A 19,586-nucleotide genomic window follows, 5' to 3' on the forward strand; every position below is an offset into this window, starting at 1 on the left:
CTGGTTAATAGATCCACAAATATCCACAATTTCCCACAAATGCTAAGTTTAGAGATAGTGTGCAAGCATTGTCAAGGGATGCCACCATTTATAAAGCCAGTATTCAAGCGGGTTCGCAGCCAGTTTGTAAATTTGTAACTACAACCAAACCAGGGACAATTTGTGGGAATTTCAGGGTCAAATATGTTGAAAAAACAAACAGAAGTGGAGGGCCTACAGGCTTTGGTGGATCGATAAGTGGATCGCCGTCCCAAATTCAGGCCATGATCTGTGGGATCGACGCGAGCAGATGGAACCGACCCGTCTGTTCGACCCTAAACAGTTGGAGTCACGCCTATTATGCCTTGCCCAAAGGCAGCTTGATCCCTATGATGGCCAATAAAAACACAAAATCATGCTGACACCCAAACAGAGCCGCTGGCTTCGAAAATCACACAAATGGTTGACCCTGTTTCTGGGGGCACAACTCCTCATCTGGTTAATTTCCGGCCTTTATATGGTGATCATGGATATCGACTATATCCATGGCGATCATCTCGTCGAAGAGTCCAGACTCACGTTGGACGCTAGTCAGCTAACCATATCGCCCGAGACGATCTTCTCACGTTATCCCGATGCCACCAGACTAGAGTTGCTCCCGACGGCGCTCGGCCCTGTCTATAAACTCAGGCTCGACGGCAAAGCTCTCTATCTCTCGGGCCAAGATGGCAAGCCGCTCGAGTCACTAAGCCAGCAGGATGCGATGCAGGTTGCAGCTCTGCTCCATCCCGGCGACCTATCAAACGCCAGCAGTGAGTTGTTAACCGAGTCGGCACCGGCCGAGATAGGTAGGCGTCGCCTGCCCCTGTGGCAGATAAACCTTAACGATGCCTTCGACTCACGCCTCTATATCTCGGCCAGCAGCGGCGAGTTGGTGACCAAGCGCCATGACTTCTGGCGCCTGTTCGATTTCATGTGGATGCTGCACATCATGGACTATGACACTAGGGAAGATGTGCACAATCCGCTACTGACCGGCTTTAGTCTGCTGGCACTATTGACGGCGCTTTCCGGCGCCCTGCTACTGCTCATCGCCTTTAAACGGGGCGAGGAGGAGCCAGCATGAGACTTAGCATGATTAGCGCAAGAAGTTTACATCGCATCCTGGGACTCATAGTCGGCATACAGCTGATCATCTGGACCCTGACCGGCCTGGCATTTAACCTGATCGATGACCAGCTGTTAGATGCCAATACCATGCGCGCCAAGCCTGGTAACCAAGCGCAAAACAGCGTCAGGTTAATTCAACCGACGGTGACGCTAGCAGAAATTACTAATCAACTGACAAATAAGAACGCTGAGCAATTAAGCCTTAAGCGTGTCGAACTCGCCATATTGCTGGAGCGCCCTGTCTATCGCCTGAGGACGAGCGGCGGCACCCTCGCCTATTGGGGCGATATCGGCGAGGCGGTGAACCTGGATAACGAGCAGTTGATACGGCTCGCCCGGCAGAGTTATTTAGGGGAAGCTAGGCTCTCTTCGCCCATTGTCGATAAAGAAGCAGCGCAGCGCTATGGCGGCAACCCGGCCTTCTACCGCTTCGATGCCCAGGATGAGCATGGCACACAGATCTTCGTCGATGGCCAGAGCGGTCAAGTCAAGGCCCACGAAAACCAGGGCTCGCGATTCAAGCAGCTACTCTTCATGCTGCACTTTATCGACTATTTCCCGAATAATGGCGTGAACTTCAATCACCTGGCGACCCAGCTAATTGCCTTCGCCGCCCTGCTGCTCGGCCTCAGCGGCGCCTGGGTGCTTGTGCGCAAACTGGCTGCCGGTGACTATTTTAGCTGGCAGGTAAACAAGAACAACAAGGGAGAGCGGCAGCTAACCTTACTCTCCCCAGACGGCGAGCCGCTCGAAAGCCTCACTCTGGCACCTGGAAATCTGCTTGATAATCTTAACCACGACAGAATTCGCATCCCCAGCCAGTGCGGCGGTGGCGGTCAGTGCGGCATGTGCCGCGTCCGCTTCTTGGAGCAGGCGCCGCAGGCAACCGTCGAAGAGCAAGCCCGTCTCAAGCAGGAACATTTAGCCCAGGGCATCCGCCTCAGCTGTCAGCATAATTGCCACCAAGGCAAGATAGCGCTCACCAGCAGCGCGCAGCTCAGGTTTTGGCAGAAGGCACAGGGTGATGCCGAGCAGGCCGTGAGTCCGGCTCAGGCCTCCTCGTAAACGAAAGCGACCCTCTTGAGCGAAAGCCGCCCTCCTGAACGAAACGGCCACTTTGAACGAATATAGCGAACAAGGTGTCTAAATTTTAGGCAGAAGCGGCCGATAAATAGGTTAGAGGAGTTACACCTAACCTAAAGAGGAGGAGAGATGGTTGCCCTAGATAGCCTGTACGCCATGTTAGCCAGACCGGTACAACGTGTGGTAACACGTAAGCGCGTGGTGGATCAGACTGAGCACATAGATGCCATCCACGCCGACAGTCATGAGGCGCCCCAATCGCAGCTGCCGCCCCATCTGGAACGTCGTCGTCAGACTGACAGGCGCATCAACCCCAGACCCGGACGCGACGATCGCCGCGGCCAGGCGAGACGCCTACAGGCGCAGAAACAGGCCGAAGAAGAGGCCGAAAAGGAAGCGCTGGACTCACCACTGCCCCGTATCGATATCGACGTTTAGTATCGAATGCTAATATCAACGCCTAATATCAGTGTCTAGCAGTTAAGCCACAGATTCGCTGGTTACCTGAGCGACCGCGCGTTTCCATCCAAGATACAAGGCTTCACGTTCATCGTCGGCGATGGCTGGCTTAAAGCAGCGCTCCACGCCCGCCTTGTGTTTCAATTCGGCCGTCGATTGCCAGAAGCCTACCGCGAGTCCCGCCAGGAAAGCCGCACCCATCGCCGTGGTTTCCGTCACCTTAGGTCGCTGCACCTCGACATCGGTAATATCCGCCTGGAACTGCATCAGAAAATCGTTGGCGACCGCGCCACCATCCACCTTAAGCTGTTTCAGCTGCACGCCACTGTCTTTGGTCATGGCATCGAGCAGATCCCGGCTCTGATAAGCAATCGCCTCGAGGGCGGCGCGGATGATATGGTTGCGATTCGCGCCCCTGGAGAGGCCAACCAAGGCGCCGCGGGCGCTGGCATCCCAGTAAGGAGCCCCGAGTCCCACGAAGGCCGGTACCAGATACACGCCGTTGTTGTCATTGACCTTGAGGGCAAAATATTCCGTGTCTTGGGCGTCGCGGATCAGCCCCAGCTCATCGCGCAGCCACTGAATGGTGGCACCGCCCATGAATACCGAGCCCTCCAGGGCATAGTTAACCTCACCCTTTGGTCCCACGGCTATGGTGGTCAACAGGCCATGATTAGATTGCACCGCCTGCAGACCAGTGTTCATCAACAGGAAACAGCCTGTGCCATAGGTGTTCTTGGCCATCCCCTCGTCGATACACAGCTGACCGAAGAGGGCCGATTGCTGATCCCCCGCCATGCCGGCCACGGGGATCTCGCCCCCCTCCCCGGCAATTCGGGTCTTGCCATATACGGCACATGAAGGTTTCACCTCGGGCAGGATACTCGCAGGAATATCCAGCGCCTCGAGCAACACAGGATCCCAGGCCTGCTGGTGAATGTTGTACAGCATGGTACGTGAAGCATTGGTGGGATCTGTCACATGCACCTTACCCTCGGTGAGTTTCCACACCAGCCAGGTATCTATGGTGCCAAACAGCAGTTCGCCGGCCTCTGCCTTCTCTCTGGCGCCCTCGACATTGTCGAGGATCCAACGAATCTTGGTGGCCGAGAAATAGGGGTCTAACACCAGGCCGGTATTCTGCCTGATGTAATCCTCATAGCCCGCCTCCTTCAGGGATTCACATAGGGGTTGGCTGCGGCGACACTGCCAGACGATTGCGTTGTAGATGGGTTTTCCCATGGTCTTGTCCCACAGGACGGTGGTTTCGCGCTGATTGGTGATGCCGATGCTGGCAACCTCGTCGCTGTGGATCCCCGCCCTAGCAAGCGCCTCGATTAGGGTCGAGCTCTGAGAGGCCCAGATCTCCATGGGATCGTGCTCCACCCAACCCGCCTTAGGATAGATCTGGGAAAACTCTCGCTGAGAGATAGCGACGACATTGGCGTCGTGATCGAAGATGATGGTACGCGAACTGGTCGTGCCCTGATCGAGCGCGATGACATACTTCTGCTGCACGAACGCCTCCGCTACTGCTGGTTAGGCTGGTTCGGATCGAGCTCAGGGTCAGACTCGACTTGCTCGGCGGCCTCTAACTGCTCGTCACAGGCGTGGGCGGGCAGATACCAAAACTCGGCGATCTTACCGTCTTGCACGCGGAAATTACCTATGCTGCACTGGCTGAGTTGCTCACCATCGTTCTCCCAGGTCACACGCTCTACCGTGCTGACATAGTGAGAGGAGTCGATCAGCTCGAGTATGGTGGCCTGGGCGCCGGTGAGGGTCTCGAAATAGTCTGTCATGGCGGCGCCAAATTGCGCCTTATCCGAGGTTTCTACTTCTATCTTGCTGCCAGAGATATGCATCCAGCGCACATCGTCCGACACATGGGTCAGCATCTTCTCGACACTGTGCTGGTTATAGGCGTCGATAAACCCTTTCACCACTTGCGTCGCACTCGGGTCGGCGAAGGCCGATATCGGCAGTAATGCTATGCTTGCAGCCAGAAGATAGGGTTTCATGGGACACCTCTTATTGTTGGTTCATCGCGCCTATCGCCCCGCTCTGTTGGCTGTGGGGCAATAGTGGATCGATTAGCGCTAAAAATATGTTGATAATTAGACGAATATAATCCGATGAAGTTCAGATAGCCAACAAATATTCAGATAAAAAAATGCCCCACATAAGTGAGGCATTTTCGTTTAACTTAACTAGCCATTAGCCATTAGCCATTAGCCATTAGCCATTAGCCATTAGCCATTAGGCATTAGCCATTAAGTTACATCTTGTAGCTTAACTGAGCGCCTAGCAACCAGACATCGCCACCCGCTTCACCGTTAAAGCTCACCTGAGCCAGGTTCATCAGGTTCATGGTCTCGTTGATCGGCGCATCACCGTGGGCCTTGATGTAAGTCACGGCAAAGTCCAAAGTCAGGTTCTTAGAGGCTTGATAGCCAGCACCCGCACTGAACCACAGACGGTCTGAATCGGGGATAGTGATGGTGCGATACTCATCTTCTACCGCCGTCTTATCCAGCGCCACACCACCTCGTACCAGCCACTTATCGCTTAGCTGATAGCTGGTGCCTAGGGCGAAACGCCAGTTGTCTTTAAAGTTCTCAACCTTCACCAGGTCCGACTCCAGGCCGCCAACAGGCTTCTGCTCGCCTGGGAAGTAAGCCACCAGTTGATCGAACACGCTCCACTGGGTCCAGTTAATGCTGGCATGCATCGCCCAGTTGTCGGTGAGCTGATGGTAAGAGGCCAACTCGGCAAAGGCTGGTAGCTCGAGTGGCATATAACCCTCGATCTCCACATCCTGACCACCGTTGTAGATCAGGCCAGAGGCATGACCGTCGAGCTCCAGCTCGACGCCACTGTGATAGGCCAGACCGATACGGTGCGCCGGGTTGATCTGCCAGCTGGCACCCAGCTGCCAACCGTAGCCAATATCATCGCCTTCCATCGATTTCAGGCTAGTGCCACCTGGTGGTAGTGCGCCTGCGATCTCGGCAGGCAGAGTAGGGATCGCCTTGATGCCATCGACCCAAGCCGGCGTAGAGGCGCCAATCTTACCTTCGCCATAGACGATACGCAGGCCCGCACCGACAGAAACGGCCTCAGACACCTTGTAAGCCAGATTTGGATTAAACTCCACAGTGGTCACTGAGGTTTCTTTACCAAAGATAGCGGTAGGATGGGTGCTCGGCACCTCGGTCGCCAGACCATAGTTAGAGTTAACCGCTAAACCCCAGGTCCACTGGTCGTTAAGCTGGTTAGAGTAATAGAAGTTAGGCACCAGGGCGTCGTCAGCCACATCCAGGGCATCGGCGTTCATGGTCACGCCCTGAGGCCCTAACACAGGCGAAGCCAGCGTCACGTCACCCTCTACATCGACGTTTGGCATCACATAGATACCACCCAGCGACAGCTGACGTCCCTCGAGGTAGGTCAACATAGCAGGGTTGCGCGCCTGAGCAGCGGCGTTGTCGGCCATGGCCGCCTCACCCGCAAAGGCACGGCCTAGACCCGTGGCAGAATATTCGGCAAGTTGAAATCCAGCGGCCTGAACTTGAGATAGCGGTGTGGCGATGGCAGCAACTACAGCTAAAGATAAAATATGCTTCTTCATCATGGCTCTCTTGTTATTATGACAACCTAGAGCAAAGGCTCCAGATATTGAGTGAGCCGCAGTCTACTGATGCAGAATATCTTTACAAGCAAATAATGAATTTAAGCGAATAATGCTGGCTAAAACGCCTAAATAGCATACAAAAACCAGCTGAAACCGACTTTTAAACGCCAATCAAAGTACAAAAATGTGATCCACGTTCACTTAATGGGGTTTACAAAAATCAGCAATCCCAAACAAAAATTAGCAATATCAATCAATTAAAATAAAGACGTTTGATTAACACCTGTACGCCTGAAAACCACAAAACCACCAGCATAAATCACTAGCTCGTTGCACATCTGGCTAGCTAACGGCTAGAAACCACAATAAACAACTGAAAAATATAGACTTAACAAGATTCAGCGCCGCTAATGTAAACAAAAAGCCGACCACAGCAAACTGCAATCGGCTCTATTCGATAACCCTAAGGTACAGATGTACGCCTAATTTCTAGTGCGCAAAACACCTAAAGCGTCTAATCCCTAAAACATGTATCGGGCGCAATGAGTTAGGCCTTCTTAGCATTAGGTGCGCCAGCTGGGGATTTCGGTTTCATAAGCCGCTATCGCCTCGCCGTAACCCAGGCTGATGCCTATGGCATCCAGGCCGTTTAGCAGGTTATGGCGCGCCGATGGAGCAATATCGAAGCTAAAACTTGCTCCCGAAGGAGAAGTCACAGTCTGGGCCTGCAGATCCACGCTCACCTGAGCGCCCTCTTCGGCTTCAACCTCCCTCATCAACTGCACCACCTCCGCCTCGGCGAGACGAACCGGCAACAGCCCGTTGTTGATGGCATTGCCATAGAAGATATCGGCAAAACTTGGCGCGATGATCACCTTGAGGCCAAAATCGGCCAGGGCCCAGGGCGCATGTTCGCGGCTCGAGCCACAGCCAAAGTTCTCCTTAGCCAGCAAGATAGAGGCCCCCTGGTAACGGGGCTGGTTCAGGCTGAACTCAGGATTAGGCTGATCGCCGGCATCGTCCAGATAACGCCAGTCGTGAAACAGGTGAACCCCAAAGCCATCACGGGTGACCTTAGAGAGAAACTGCTTAGGGATGATCTGATCCGTATCGATATTGGCACTGTCGATGATCACCGCAAGCCCTGTGTGTGTGGTAAATGGTTGCATCGCTCCCTCCTAGTATGGCTTGCGAATATCGACGAAATGACCGGCAATCGCCGCAGCGGCAGCCATGGCAGGGCTCACCAGGTGAGTGCGGCTACCGCGTCCCTGACGACCCTCAAAGTTACGGTTACTGGTCGAGGCGCAGCGATCACCCGCCTCCAGTCTGTCATCGTTCATCGCCAAACACATGGAACAGCCCGGCAGACGCCATTCGAACCCAGCATCGATAAAGATCTTATCCAGGCCTTCCGCCTCCGCCTGCTCCTTCACCAAGCCTGAACCTGGCACCACGATAGCCGTAACACCGGCGGCCACCTTACGTCCCTTGGCCTGCTGGGCCGCCGAGCGCAGATCTTCGATGCGCGAGTTGGTACAAGAGCCGATAAACACCTTGTTGATGCTCACATCAGTCATCTGAGTGCCAGGGGTGAGCGCCACATAGTCCAGTGCCTTCTCGATACTCGCCTTCACTGTCGGGTTTGTCTCATCCTCTGGGTTAGGCACACACTGATCGATTGCCACCACCTGGCCTGGGTTAGTGCCCCAAGTCAGCTGAGGCGCGATATCGCTCGCCTCCAACACAACATGGGCATCGAACACGGCATCGTCGTCCGACTTCAGCGCCTTCCAGGCGGCGACCGCCTGCTGCCACGCTTCGCCCTTAGGCGCAAACTCACGACCTTCGAGATAATCTATGGTGGTCTGATCCGGCGCTATCATGCCCGCCTTGGCGCCCATCTCGATCGCCATGTTACAGACAGTCATGCGTCCTTCCATCGACAGGGCGGCAATCGCCTCGCCGCAGAACTCCACCACATAACCCGTGCCGCCATCCATGCCGATCTTGCCTATGATGGCCAGCACGATATCTTTGGCGGTGATCCCATCGGCCACCTGGCCTCGCACCTCGATCTTCATGGTCTTGGCTTTCAGCTGACGCAAGGTTTGGGTGGCCATCACATGCTCCACCTCAGAGGTGCCAATGCCGAAGGCCAGGGCGCCGAAGGCGCCATGGGTCGCCGTGTGCGAGTCGCCGCACACAATCACAGTGCCCGGCAAGGTGATGCCAAGCTCAGGGCCCATTACATGGACAATCCCCTGGTTCTTATGATGAATATCGTATAAACGCACGCCAAACTCTTTACAGTTTTGTGCCAGCGTCTCCACCTGAGTACGCGCCATGGGGCTGAGTGCATCCAGGCTGGCGCTCTTGGTCGAGGTGTTGTGGTCCATAGTGGCGAAGGTCTTCTCTGGCGCCCTTAATTTACGACCGGCGACTTTCAAGCCGCTGAAGGCCTGAGGCGAGGTCACCTCATGCACCAGATGGCGATCCACATAGATAAGCGGCGCCTCTCCTTCGGGGGCAGCTACGATATGGCTATCCCATACCTTTTCATACAGTGTCTTCGCCATTAGTTTGCCTCTCTGACTGCTTGGGCAATATAGTCGCCCATCTCACGGGTTGATTTTGCCTTGTCACGCTGATCCGCGGGCAAGAGTTCTCCAGTTAAATAGCCATCGCTCAATGCTTTGGCGACCGCATCTTCAATCGCCTTGGCCGCCGCTTCTTCCTTGAGGCTATGACGCAGCAGCAGCGCCGCAGACAGGATCTGTGCGATCGGGTTGGCGATGCCCTGACCGGCGATATCCGGCGCGCTGCCACCGGCAGGTTCATACAGACCGAAGCCATCGCTGTTGAGACTCACCGATGAAAGCAAGCCCATGGAGCCGGTCAGCATGGCGATCTCATCTGAGATTATGTCGCCAAACAGGTTTGAGCAGAGCATCACATCGAAATCGAAGGGACGACGCAGCAACTGCATGGTGGCGTTGTCGATATAGATATGCTCCAGCTCCACATCCGGGAACTCCTTGGCTACCTCTTCCACCACTTCGCGCCACAACACAGAGCAGGCCAGTACGTTGGCCTTATCCACTGAGGTCACCTTCTTGCGACGGCCCTGGGCCGCCTCGAAGGCGATCTTGGCGATACGGCGCACCTCGCGGCGGCTATAGCGCATGGTGTCGAAGGCCTCTTCCTGCTCGCCCTCACCCTGACGCCCTTTGGGCTTACCGAAGTAGATGCCACCGGTGAGCTCGCGCACGCAAAGTACGTCGAAGCCCTGGGCCGAGATATCGCTACGCAGCGGCGACATATGTTCCAACCCAACATGTAGCTTGGCCGGACGCATGTTACAAAACAGCTCGAAGTGTCCCCGTAGCGGCAGTAGGGCGCCACGCTCTGGCTGATCGTTGGGGGGTAGATGCTCCCACTTAGGGCCACCTACCGAGCCGAACAGGATAGCGTCGGCCGCCTCGCAGCCCTTCAGGGTCGACTCGGGTAGCGGACAACCATGATTGTCGATGGCCGCGCCGCCCACATCATATTCGCTATACTCGATATCCAACGAAAAACGCTCTTCCACCGCCTTTAGCACCTTGCGTGCCTCGACCATAACCTCGGGGCCGATCCCATCACCGGCCAATACCGCGACTTGATAACTCATACCTCAAGTGACTCCCTGCAATTAATTGTCTTTATGCTGTTTAATTCGAAATTGGTTATACGCCGCCTAACTCGGTGCGTGCCTGTTTCAACTTATGTTTATTCTCGGCCACCTTGTCGGCGCGCCAGGTCAGATTCATCACGTGGATCAGCGCCGCTGCCGAGGCCTCGACCACATCGGTCGCCAGGCCCACTCCATGGAAGCTCTGATCATGGTACTTGGCGGTGATATCCACCTGTCCCAGGCCATCTTGCCCTTGGCCCTTGGCGCTAAGTTGATAGCTGCTGATATTGATCTCACAGCCGCTGGCGCGGGCAATCGCCTTGTAGGCCGCATCGACCGGGCCGTTACCCGTTGCCGCCTCGGTCACCGCCTTGCCGTCTATGCTTAGGGTTACTGTGGCGGTGGCCTGTCCCTGAGTCGAATCTGAATGCACCACCAGCTGCTGCAAGCCATAGTGGTTCTCATCTTCCGCCTGTGCCTCCACGTACACCAAGGCCTCTAAGTCATAGTCGAACACCTGCCCCTTCTTGTCTGCCAGCTTCAGGAAGGCCTCATACAGGGTGTCCATGTCGTAGTCTTGCTCGCCATAGCCCATCTCTTCCATGCGATGCTTGATCACGTGGCGGCCGGAGCGTGAGGTCATGTTCAGGTTGTTGCGGTTAAGGCCGATACTCTCTGGCGTCATGATTTCATAGGTGTTTTGCGACTTCAGCACGCCATCCTGATGGATACCCGAGGAGTGGGTAAAGGCGTTGGCGCCGACGATCGCCTTGTTGGCCTGTACCGGCATGTTGCATAGCTGGCTCACCAGGTTAGAGGTGCGATGGATCTCTTTGGCGTTGATCCCCGTCTCCAGCCCCAGGCTGGCCTTGCGAGTGGCAATGATCATGGCGATCTCTTCCAGAGAGCAGTTACCGGCGCGCTCGCCAATACCATTGACGGTACACTCGATCTGACGCGCCCCATGCTGCACCGCGGTGATAGAGTTTGCCACCGACAAGCCCAAATCGTCGTGACAGTGCACTGAGATCACCGCCTGATCGATATTCGGCACCCTGTCGAACAGGTTTTGAATGATGCCGCCAAATTCGCTCGGCACCGTATAACCAACTGTGTCGGGAATGTTGATGGTCTTGGCGCCCGCCTTGATGGCGGCCTCGACCATGCGGCACAGGTTATCTATTGGGGTACGACCGGCGTCTTCACAGGAGAACTCCACATCATCGGTGAAGCGGCGGGCATATTTCACCGCACCGACCGCCATGTCCAGCACCTGATCGAAGGAGCGCTTAAGCTTGCTCTCAACGTGTATGGTCGAGGTCGAGATGAAGGTATGGATACGAAACTGCTCCGCTACCGACAAGGACTGGGCCGCGGCGTCGATATCTTTCTCAAGCGCCCTGGCAAGTGCACAGACCCGGCTATTCTTGATGGTGCGGGCAATGGTCTGCACCGACTCGAAGTCCCCCGGTGACGAGACGGGAAACCCCACCTCCATGACGTCCACTCCCAGACGCTCGAGTGACAGTGCTATCTGTAGCTTTTCCTTAACCGTTAAACTCGCCGCTAATGCTTGCTCACCATCTCGTAAGGTCGTATCAAATATTATCACTCGGTTAGACATCTGGTTTCTCCATGGTACGTCTAGGCTCTAATTTTGGGTGTTCGTCGAATCCATAAACAAAAAAACCCCGCGTTGTTGGGCGCGGGGTTTATGAATGCTGGGTGTGTTATTAAGCGTGCAACACTACATTCTCCGCGCAGGACCTGCGAGAATGAGAATAAGGAGGCTGAGGAGTGCACGGTTAATAGTCGTCATTGTATTCAGTAAAAGTAATTAATTATTCGTTTCGCTTCGAAAGATTGATTAATATTTAACGTGTGTCTGTTCAATAGTCAACCCCATATTTTTCATGTTTGCCACATTAGACCAGATAAAAATCTTGATTAACTGCGCAAATCTAACCATTTATTTGCTCACAAGAGTGACTAAGTGATTAAATTCAGCATACTAGGTCATTTGCCGAGCAATCCCTCTGATTCCAATCGCAGGCGCTATTTTTTATGCAATTGCTGATGAAAAATCAGTATAATGCCGCCAAAGGAAACAGAAACAGCACACTCGTTCCGGAGCTTTTAAAAATGGATTTTCGTCTCATAGTGTTAAGTCTCAGCCTCTGGCTGATCCCAGCTTATGGGGACACTATGACAGAGTTAGATGAGTTGGCCCAAACCGTCTACCAATATCCCAACAAGACACTGACCCAAATCTCGGCGCTGGAACAACGCCTGGATCAGGAAGCCACGTCTGAAGAAAACCGTCTGCGCCTCTCGCTGCTCAAATGTGAGGCCTTCGTGCAGCTGGGCGAAAACGAGGCCGCCATCAATCTGGGCCGCATGAGTGAGGCCAAGGCCAAGTCGCTCAAGCTTAATCATCTCAGCCCCTATTTTCTCAACTGTATGGCCGCGGCCTATATCGATTATGGCGACCTCAGACAGGCGCTGACCCTGCTCGACTCGGCCATCTACCTCTCTCGCGAACAGCAACAACCCCAGTCCTTAGTCAACGGCCTGATGCTGCGCGGCAAGATAGATACTCATATCGAGAGCCAGAGCAGCGCGCTGGAAGATCTACGCCTTGCTCAAGATATCTACCCGGATACCGAGAAACAGAGACCTCAATGGCTCACCCCGCCGAGGCCCTACGTGCAACTGGCCATGGCCGAGCTGCTTCGAACCAAGGGCCTCTACAACCAGGCGTTCAACAATGCCAAGGGCGCACTGGATAGCGAGCAGACCACGGGAAAGGTGAGGCTAACTGTGCTACTCACCCTAGCCAAAATCGCCCACTACAACCAAGAGGTGAAGTTCAGGGACGATATGGTGCTCGAGGCCAAGATCCTGCTGCCCGAACTTGCCACGGCGACCGAGCTGGCCGAGAGTTATACCCAACTGGCGGAAATCGAGTTTCTACGGGGAAATGATAAGAGCGCCATCCAGCTGCTCAATATCGCCCTCAACACTTTCGACAAACAGAAGAAGATCAACGACAGCCTGAGGGCCAATCGTCTACTGGCCAATATCCAATTGGCGAACGGCGAGCAGGCCCTGGGGACAGAGCTGATGCAGAAGGCAATCGCCATCGGCGAGCGCACCAATCAGTTTGACGAGCTCGTCTATTGTTACGGCATCCTGAGCCGCTACTTTGCCGACATAGGCCAATTCAAGGACGCCTATCAGTATCAGCTGAAACGCTTCGAGATGGCCCAGCGCAGCTATGAGTTTCTTAAAGATACCCGACTGCTGCAGATCAAGGCGCAGCTGGGACGCTACCAGCAGCTGGCCCAGGACAATCAGCCTAAACCCATCAAGCTCGATGCCCACATCAGCGACAGCTATGGTCTTATTGGCATACTGGTGCTCTTCCTGCTGCTGACGCTGTTTATTCTGCTCAACCGTATCAGAATGCCTAAGACGCCACTGCAGGTGAGCCAGAGAGATGAGCCGATGAGCACCCAGGAGAAAATGGAGGCCCTGCTGACTAGCGCCAAGCAGATAGGTTTTCCTATCACCATCTTGCTGATCAATCCCAGTCATCTGGCCAAGGCCGATGTCGACAGGCTACTGACCCGTTTGTCACAGAAGATCCGCCAGCAGGATATCTTGCTGAGCGCCAGCGCCGATCAGATATTGATCATGCTGCCCTTTACCTCGCTGGCAGGAGCCCAGCTTATCGCTCGTCAGCTGAGCGCCATCATAGAGCCGCTACAAAATGGTGCCCGAGTCAACATGGGAATGGCGGTGATGCAGCATCACGACACCCTCTCCTCCCTGGTTAAAAGGGCCAGTGTCGATCAGCTGAGTAAATACAGCGGTCAGCAGGCACACTAAGTCTGGTAGCAAGTACAATAAGCCTGATAGCAAGCAGCGCCTGAATTTACAGAATCTTGGTAAGCCGAGCCTTAGTTAGCGAAATATTGGCTAGCTGCGGGTGAGGTAGTCGTTGATCTCGTCGAGAAACTCGCCGCCGAAACGATTCAGCTTGGTCTCGCCCACGCCGTTCACCGCCAGCATCTCGCCGGGGCTGGTCGGCAGCATGGCCGCCATCTCCGCCAGCGTGGCGTCGTTAAACACCAGATAGGGCGGCACATCCAACTCTTCTGCCAGGCTGCGACGCAGCAGCTTCAGACGGGCAAATAACTTCCTGTCGTAGTTAATCGGTGCCCGGCTACTGCTGCGACGCTTCACATGTGTGGTGATGCTGATCCGCGGCTCGGCGAGCTGCAACGGCACCTCCCCCTTGAGCACGGCCCGCGCCTGGGGATTGAGCTTAATGGCCGAGCCTCTGGTGATATCCTGACTGGCGAAACCCAGATGAATGATCTGACGTATGATACTGAGCCAGAACTCATGGCTCTTCTCCTTGCCTATTCCCCATGTCGATAGCTTGTCGTGACCACGGTCGACCACAGAGGCCGCCTTGGAGCCGCGCAGCACCTCGATAAGATGATTCACACCAAACTTCTGCTGCAGGCGGAAGATACAGGAGAGCACCTTCTGGGCATCCTCGACGCCGTCGTACCGCTTGGGTGGGTCTAAACAGATATCACAGTTTCCGCAGGGCTCGGACGCACTCTCGTCGAAGTAGTGCAGCAGCACCTGACGGCGACAGGTTTGCGCCTCGGCAAAGGCTGCCATGGTATTGAGCTTGTGGTACTCCACCTGCTGCTGCGGGCCCGGCTCCTGCTGCTCGATGAGATGGCGCACCCGGCCGATATCGGCGGGGTCGAACAGCATGAAAGCCTCGGCATCCAGGCCATCACGGCCGGCACGGCCCGTCTCCTGGTAATAGGCCTCGACGCTCTTGGGAATATCGTAATGCACCACGAAGCGCACGTTGGACTTGTTGATCCCCATGCCAAAGGCCACGGTGGCCACCACGATATCCAATTGATCTTTGAGGAAACGCTCCTGAATATCGGCACGCTCCTCCTGGGTCTTGCCGGCGTGATAGGCGTCGGCATGATAGCCCTGCATACGCAGACGCTCGGCCACCTCATCCACCCGGCGACGACTGCTACAGTAGATGATGCCACTGTTGCCGTTCTGCGCCTGAATGAACTGTCTGAGCTGATTGGCGGCGTTGAGCTTCTCCGCCACGGTATATCGAATATTGGGGCGATCGAAGCTGGTGAGTAGCTCAAAGGGCGCTATGCCCAATCGCTGGCAGATATCCTCCCGCGTCGCCTTGTCGGCGGTGGCCGTCAACGCCATCATGGGCACCCGAGGAAACAGCTGCTTCAGCTGACCCAGGGCCGCATATTCGGGGCGGAAGTCGTGCCCCCACTGGGAGATACAGTGAGCCTCGTCGATGGCAAACAGGGAGAGCGGCAGGTTGTGCAGGCGCTCGATGAAGCTGTCGGTCAGTAGGCGCTCGGGTGATACATACAAGAGCTTGAGTTCGCCGTTATGCAGCTGACGATAGATGGTCATGGCCTCTTCCCGCGACTGCGACGAGTTGAGGTAGGCCGCAGCGACGCCCATCTGTTTCAGGCTATCGACCTGATCTTTCATCAGGGAGATCAGCGGCGACACCACCAGGGTCAGCCCGGGCAAGACGAGTGCCGGCAGCTGATAACACAGGCTCTTACCGCCGCCGGTAGGCATGATAACCAGAGCATCCTGGCCGCCGCAGACCTGCTCTATCACCTCACGCTGACCCGTCCTGAAGGTGCGATAGCCAAACACCGTCTGCAGGCAGGCGGCGAGCGGATCGCTATCGGTCACGTCGGGAGAGGTTAAGGCTAAGTCCATGGCACTCGGTAATCATTAATTTGGCCGCTTATTCTAATCAAGCCGGCTCGGCTTGTCTCATCTATCCGGGTATTAATTACCACCTCGCCCCCATCGACTGATGAAATTTTACCCGCAGGCTTGCCTCACCCCGTGCATTAGCGATAGATTAAATGCTCTAACCATTAGGCTAACGAATGCCCAAACTTTACCCGCTTGTCTCCAGCAAGCAGCGTAGGACAAAACAAGGAGTGCCCCTATGACGACGCCCATACAAGCGCAGACCCTGGCCAGCGTAGCCGATATCTTCGATACCAAGGTACCCTTTCATAACCTCTTGGGGATGGATATCAAGCGTTACGACCTGCAGGGCGTCGAGGTCGAGGTGAAGATGAAGAAGGACCTCATCGGCAACATTCATCAGCAGATCCTCCACGGCGGCGTAACCGCTACCGTGCTGGATGTAGTGGGCGGCCTAACGGCCTTCTCTGGCCTGGTAGCCAGCCGGGACGACTGGTGTTTAGAAGATCTGCAACAGCGCCTAAAAACCTTAGGCACCATAGATCTACGTATCGATTATCTCAGGCCGGGGCGCGGCGAGATCTTTACCGGTACAGGCACAGTGATCAGGGCCGGTAACCGGGTATCCGTCTGCCGCATGGAGCTGCACAACGAGAAGGGCTCGCATATCGCCTTCGGCACTGGCACTTATATGGTGGGCTAGCCAGCTAATCCCCCTATAAATTACCGTCAATTTAGTGAGACGCGCTGGCAAGGGACAGCTCCAGCGCGAGGCGCGAAAAGAATGCTCATGGCCGCTTGAGTCACGCGGCTTAGGCGCCTACAATGCCACTCCCGCACTTTTTCTAAATCCTAAGCTATGGCCGATATTGAGTATCGTAAAGGGGTAGCGCTCGCCATCTGCGCCTACTGCCTCTGGGGCTTCGCTCCCCTCTATTTTAAGCTGCTAAACCATGTGTCGGCGACCGAGATCCTGCTGCATCGCGTGATCTGGTCCTTCGTCTTCATGTTGATCTTGATGCAATTTATCGGTGGCTTCGCCAAGCTACGCGCCCTGTTTCGGCAGCCCAAACAGCTCGGGGTGTTAGCGCTCACCTCGGTTCTGATCGCCGGCAACTGGTTGTTGTTCATCTGGGCGATCAATAATGATCATATGCTCGACGCCAGCCTGGGCTACTTCATCAACCCCCTAATCAACGTTTTGCTGGGCATGGTGTTCCTGCAGGAGCGTCTGCGTAAGCTGCAGTGGGCGGCCGTATCACTGGCCTGCGCCGGCGTGTTGATCCAGTTGATCTCTTTCGGCTCGATTCCTGTGGTATCCCTGGGGCTTGCCGCCTCATTCGGCGTCTACGGCTTGCTGCGCAAGAAGGTCAATGTCGACGCCAAGACGGGGCTGCTGGTCGAAACGGCCATCTTAGTGCCTGTAGCCTTACTTTATCTGGCGATGAATCTCGATGGCACCAGCATCCTGGAAAACAGCTGGCAGATGAACCTGCTGCTGATGGCGGCAGGAATAGTCACCTCTATTCCCCTGCTCTGCTTTGCCGGCGCCGCCACACGTATCCCATTATCTATGCTAGGCTTCTTTCAATATATTGGCCCCAGCATCATGTTTATCATGGCCGTCAGCCTGTTTAACGAACCCTTCGATCTCGAGAAGGGGATCACCTTCGCCTTCATCTGGAGCGCCCTGGTGATCTTTACCCTGGACCTGGCGTTAAAGAGTCGGCGTAAGCAGGCTGGCTAACAAGGCCTCCGGCTGCTCCAGACTCAAGATCAACAGATAGCCCTCGGTCGTCGGCAAAACCAATACCTGACCGTCGCCGGTGACCGACAGTAGGGCCTTATCTGTCCTGTCGCTGGCATCTGCCAGCTTAAACCACCCCAGCGAATAACCCGGCATGCCCACACCGTTGCTGCGATAGCTCAGCTTAGGCGCATCATCTTCTCCTAAGCTGACGATTTTAGCCTCAGCCGGCACCAGGCTTTGACGCGGTAACTCGACCCGGTAGAGGGGAATATCCACCAGCATAGTGCTTGGTGTTAGGCGAACGCTGGTATCATGGGCCTTGTAGAACACCCAGGAGAGCAGGCCCAATACGGCGATCACCATCCCAGCAGAGGCATATTTTGCCTTCTTAGGTAAGGGCTTCACCATCAGCAAAACTAGCACCAAGGCGACACCCAGCAGCATAGACAGGAAGATCCCGCTGGTTGCCGAATCTAAGGTCGTAAGTTGAAAGACTTGAGTATCCACCTCTAAATATCCTCTTGAAACATTTGGGCATGCAAGCAGATCATCCCTGAGCCCAACCCTAACATGAACCGATAACTTGAGTGTGGCGCTCTCGACATATTATGTCAAGAGTCGTTGCTGTGAGTTAACTTGGACACACAAAAAGACCACCCCAAGGGTGGCCTCTTTCATCGGACGGGTTTAGCCTTATTGAAGATCTAAGGCGAGAATCTTCGACTTGCGCTGATAGTTATACAGCTGCTTCTTCTTGTTTGGCAAGGCATCGACCTCGACGATCTGAAAGCCATGCTCGAGGAACCAGTGAATGCTGCGGGTCGTCAGCGCAAACAGGCGAGCATAACCACGCACCTTGGCCTGACCTATGATGTTCTTCAGCAAGATGCTGCCGCGGTCGGCATCGCGATAATCGGGATGCACCACCAGGCAGGCAAACTCTCCGGCGTTGTCCTCCTCAAAGGGATATAGGGCCGCACAGCCGATCACCAAGCCATCACGCTCGATCAGCATAAACTGCTCTATCTCCATCTCCAGCTGCTCACGTGAGCGGCGCACCAAGACCCCTGCTTGTTCCAGCGGACGGATGAGATCCAAGACACCACCGATATCGGCAATGGTGGCTCTGCGCAGGCGCTCGGCACTCTCTGTCACTATCTGGGTACCGATACCGTCACGGGAGAACAGCTCCTGCAGCAGGGCGCCATCATCGAGATAGCTGACGAAGTGGCAGCGGGCCACGCCATTACGGCATGCATCTATGCTGGCCTGTAAGAAGGCCCGTGTGCCCACACACCAGTTGTCTTCATCGGTCAGCTCAGACAAGATGCGCTGGGCATCGGTCGGCATCAACTCGGCGATCACCTCGCCATTACTGTCGAGTATCCCCTCCTTGGCACTGAAACCGATCATCTTGTCGGCCTTGAGCTTCACCGCGATCTGGGTCGCAACCTCTTCGGCGGTCAGGTTAAAACACTCTCCGGTCACCGAGGCCGCCACAGGCCCCAGAAGCACTATGCCGTGGTTGTCCAGCTGACGTCTGAGGCCCGCCACATCTATGCGTCTCACCTTGCCACTCAGGCAGTAGTCGACGCCGTTGTCGACCCCTAAGGGCTGGGCTATCACGAAGTTACCGCTGACTACGTTGATCTGCGCCCCTTGCATCGGGGTATTGCTCAGGCTCATCGACAGGCGCGCGGTGATGTCCAGCTGCAGACCGCCCACCACCTGCTTGATCACCCGGAAGGACTCTTCATCGCTGATGCGCACCCCGTTGTAATACTCAGGGGAGAGATTATGCGCGGCCAAGGCCTCATCGATTTGCGGCCTGGCGCCATGCACCAGCACTATCTTGATGCCCAGGCTGTGAAGCAGGGCAATATCGTTGATGATGGAGCGAAACTGACTCTGCGCCAGCGCCTCACCGCCCAACATGACCACAAATGTCTTGCCCCTGTGTGCATTCACATAGGAAGCAGAATGACGAAACCCCTCGACTAACTCAGTAGTGCGCACCCGCG

General features: G+C 55.3%; 16 protein-coding genes. 6 read left to right on the forward strand and 10 right to left on the reverse strand.

What is annotated here, in order from left to right:
- Nucleotides 1-394 precede the first annotated feature (394 nt).
- The 3 genes from K0I31_RS17950 to K0I31_RS17960 all read left to right on the forward strand — a co-directional run bounded on the left by K0I31_RS17950 (nucleotide 395) and on the right by K0I31_RS17960 (nucleotide 2,670).
- Nucleotides 395-1,105, forward strand: coding sequence for a peptidase (locus K0I31_RS17950; RefSeq protein ID WP_220079244.1), 711 nt, complete (start codon nucleotides 395-397; stop codon nucleotides 1,103-1,105).
- A complete protein-coding gene (locus K0I31_RS17955) occupies nucleotides 1,102-2,214 on the forward strand; it encodes a PepSY domain-containing protein (protein ID WP_220079245.1) in 1,113 nt (370 codons plus the stop codon). Before K0I31_RS17950 ends, K0I31_RS17955 begins: the two co-directional genes overlap by 4 nt.
- A 147-nt stretch (nucleotides 2,215-2,361) precedes the next feature.
- Nucleotides 2,362-2,670 carry a hypothetical protein gene (locus tag K0I31_RS17960; protein ID WP_220079246.1) on the forward strand — a complete coding sequence of 103 codons (309 nt, stop codon included), beginning with the start codon at nucleotides 2,362-2,364 and terminating at the stop codon, nucleotides 2,668-2,670.
- A 42-nt stretch (nucleotides 2,671-2,712) separates the two neighbouring features.
- Here K0I31_RS17960 and glpK read toward each other — a convergent pair whose 3' ends face one another.
- From glpK to leuA, 7 genes are all read right to left on the reverse strand, one after another.
- On the reverse strand, nucleotides 2,713-4,209 hold the full coding sequence (gene glpK / locus K0I31_RS17965; protein ID WP_220079247.1) for a glycerol kinase GlpK: 1,497 nt from the start codon (nucleotides 4,207-4,209) through the stop codon (nucleotides 2,713-2,715).
- 11 nt (nucleotides 4,210-4,220) lie between these two features.
- Nucleotides 4,221-4,712, reverse strand: coding sequence for a nuclear transport factor 2 family protein (locus tag K0I31_RS17970; protein ID WP_220079248.1), 492 nt, complete (start codon nucleotides 4,710-4,712; stop codon nucleotides 4,221-4,223).
- Nucleotides 4,713-4,969: 257 nt separating this feature from the next.
- A complete protein-coding gene (locus tag K0I31_RS17975; protein WP_041406760.1) occupies nucleotides 4,970-6,322 on the reverse strand; it encodes an outer membrane protein transport protein in 1,353 nt (450 codons plus the stop codon).
- Nucleotides 6,323-6,888: 566 nt separating this feature from the next.
- Nucleotides 6,889-7,494, reverse strand: a complete 606-nt coding sequence (leuD, locus tag K0I31_RS17980; protein WP_220079249.1) for a 3-isopropylmalate dehydratase small subunit — start codon at nucleotides 7,492-7,494, stop codon at nucleotides 6,889-6,891.
- A gap of 9 nt (nucleotides 7,495-7,503) precedes the next feature.
- The gene (gene leuC / locus K0I31_RS17985; protein WP_220079250.1) at nucleotides 7,504-8,904 is read right to left on the reverse strand and encodes a 3-isopropylmalate dehydratase large subunit; all 1,401 of its coding nucleotides are present in this window, start codon (nucleotides 8,902-8,904) and stop codon (nucleotides 7,504-7,506) included.
- On the reverse strand, nucleotides 8,904-9,998 hold the full coding sequence (gene leuB / locus K0I31_RS17990; RefSeq protein ID WP_220079251.1) for a 3-isopropylmalate dehydrogenase: 1,095 nt from the start codon (nucleotides 9,996-9,998) through the stop codon (nucleotides 8,904-8,906). The genes leuC and leuB overlap by 1 nt, the downstream gene beginning before the upstream one ends.
- A gap of 55 nt (nucleotides 9,999-10,053) precedes the next feature.
- A complete protein-coding gene (leuA, locus tag K0I31_RS17995) occupies nucleotides 10,054-11,625 on the reverse strand; it encodes a 2-isopropylmalate synthase (RefSeq protein ID WP_220079252.1) in 1,572 nt (523 codons plus the stop codon).
- A 581-nt stretch (nucleotides 11,626-12,206) separates the two neighbouring features.
- Between leuA and K0I31_RS18000 the strand changes: the two genes are divergently transcribed.
- Nucleotides 12,207-13,892 (forward strand): tetratricopeptide repeat protein, encoded by a 1,686-nt coding sequence (locus K0I31_RS18000; RefSeq protein WP_220079253.1) that lies wholly within the window; start codon nucleotides 12,207-12,209, stop codon nucleotides 13,890-13,892.
- 90 nt (nucleotides 13,893-13,982) lie between these two features.
- Here the strand turns inward: K0I31_RS18000 and recQ are convergent, their stop codons facing one another.
- Nucleotides 13,983-15,815, reverse strand: coding sequence for a DNA helicase RecQ (recQ, locus tag K0I31_RS18005; protein ID WP_220079254.1), 1,833 nt, complete (start codon nucleotides 15,813-15,815; stop codon nucleotides 13,983-13,985).
- A 238-nt stretch (nucleotides 15,816-16,053) separates the two neighbouring features.
- Here recQ and K0I31_RS18010 point away from each other — a divergent pair, with 238 nt between their 5' ends.
- Both K0I31_RS18010 and rarD read left to right on the forward strand, forming a co-directional pair.
- Entirely contained in the window at nucleotides 16,054-16,518 is a 465-nt protein-coding gene (locus K0I31_RS18010; RefSeq protein ID WP_011867271.1) for a thioesterase family protein, read from the forward strand.
- A gap of 156 nt (nucleotides 16,519-16,674) precedes the next feature.
- Nucleotides 16,675-17,562 carry an EamA family transporter RarD gene (gene rarD / locus K0I31_RS18015; RefSeq protein WP_220079255.1) on the forward strand — a complete coding sequence of 296 codons (888 nt, stop codon included), beginning with the start codon at nucleotides 16,675-16,677 and terminating at the stop codon, nucleotides 17,560-17,562.
- Here rarD and K0I31_RS18020 read toward each other — a convergent pair.
- Together K0I31_RS18020 and argA are read right to left on the reverse strand one after the other, a co-directional pair.
- Nucleotides 17,533-18,072 (reverse strand): hypothetical protein, encoded by a 540-nt coding sequence (locus K0I31_RS18020; protein WP_220079256.1) that lies wholly within the window; start codon nucleotides 18,070-18,072, stop codon nucleotides 17,533-17,535. The two genes, rarD and K0I31_RS18020, sit on opposite strands and share 30 nt — an antisense overlap.
- A gap of 186 nt (nucleotides 18,073-18,258) precedes the next feature.
- Nucleotides 18,259-19,581 carry an amino-acid N-acetyltransferase gene (argA, locus tag K0I31_RS18025; protein ID WP_144201702.1) on the reverse strand — a complete coding sequence of 441 codons (1,323 nt, stop codon included), beginning with the start codon at nucleotides 19,579-19,581 and terminating at the stop codon, nucleotides 18,259-18,261.
- Between the last annotated feature and the right edge of the window lie 5 nt (nucleotides 19,582-19,586).

Origin of the sequence: Shewanella spartinae, from assembly GCF_019457555.1 — a bacterium.
In the GTDB taxonomy this organism is placed as follows: domain Bacteria; phylum Pseudomonadota; class Gammaproteobacteria; order Enterobacterales; family Shewanellaceae; genus Shewanella; species Shewanella loihica.

What these genes read in the sequence shown, in the direction of transcription:
- K0I31_RS18010 (WP_011867271.1), top strand. Translation starts at nt 16,054, where the DNA reads ATGACGACGCCCATACAAGCGCAGACCCTGGCCAGCGTAGCCGATATC.
- K0I31_RS17975 (WP_041406760.1), bottom strand. Translation starts at nt 6,322, where the DNA reads ATGAAGAAGCATATTTTATCTTTAGCTGTAGTTGCTGCCATCGCCACA.
- K0I31_RS17960 (WP_220079246.1), top strand. Translation starts at nt 2,362, where the DNA reads ATGGTTGCCCTAGATAGCCTGTACGCCATGTTAGCCAGACCGGTACAA.
- K0I31_RS18000 (WP_220079253.1), top strand. Translation starts at nt 12,207, where the DNA reads ATGACAGAGTTAGATGAGTTGGCCCAAACCGTCTACCAATATCCCAAC.
- leuD (WP_220079249.1), bottom strand. Translation starts at nt 7,494, where the DNA reads ATGCAACCATTTACCACACACACAGGGCTTGCGGTGATCATCGACAGT.
- leuC (WP_220079250.1), bottom strand. Translation starts at nt 8,904, where the DNA reads ATGGCGAAGACACTGTATGAAAAGGTATGGGATAGCCATATCGTAGCT.
- rarD (WP_220079255.1), top strand. Translation starts at nt 16,675, where the DNA reads ATGGCCGATATTGAGTATCGTAAAGGGGTAGCGCTCGCCATCTGCGCC.
- K0I31_RS17970 (WP_220079248.1), bottom strand. Translation starts at nt 4,712, where the DNA reads ATGAAACCCTATCTTCTGGCTGCAAGCATAGCATTACTGCCGATATCG.
- recQ (WP_220079254.1), bottom strand. Translation starts at nt 15,815, where the DNA reads ATGGACTTAGCCTTAACCTCTCCCGACGTGACCGATAGCGATCCGCTC.
- K0I31_RS17950 (WP_220079244.1), top strand. Translation starts at nt 395, where the DNA reads ATGCTGACACCCAAACAGAGCCGCTGGCTTCGAAAATCACACAAATGG.
- leuB (WP_220079251.1), bottom strand. Translation starts at nt 9,998, where the DNA reads ATGAGTTATCAAGTCGCGGTATTGGCCGGTGATGGGATCGGCCCCGAG.
- K0I31_RS17955 (WP_220079245.1), top strand. Translation starts at nt 1,102, where the DNA reads ATGAGACTTAGCATGATTAGCGCAAGAAGTTTACATCGCATCCTGGGA.
- leuA (WP_220079252.1), bottom strand. Translation starts at nt 11,625, where the DNA reads ATGTCTAACCGAGTGATAATATTTGATACGACCTTACGAGATGGTGAG.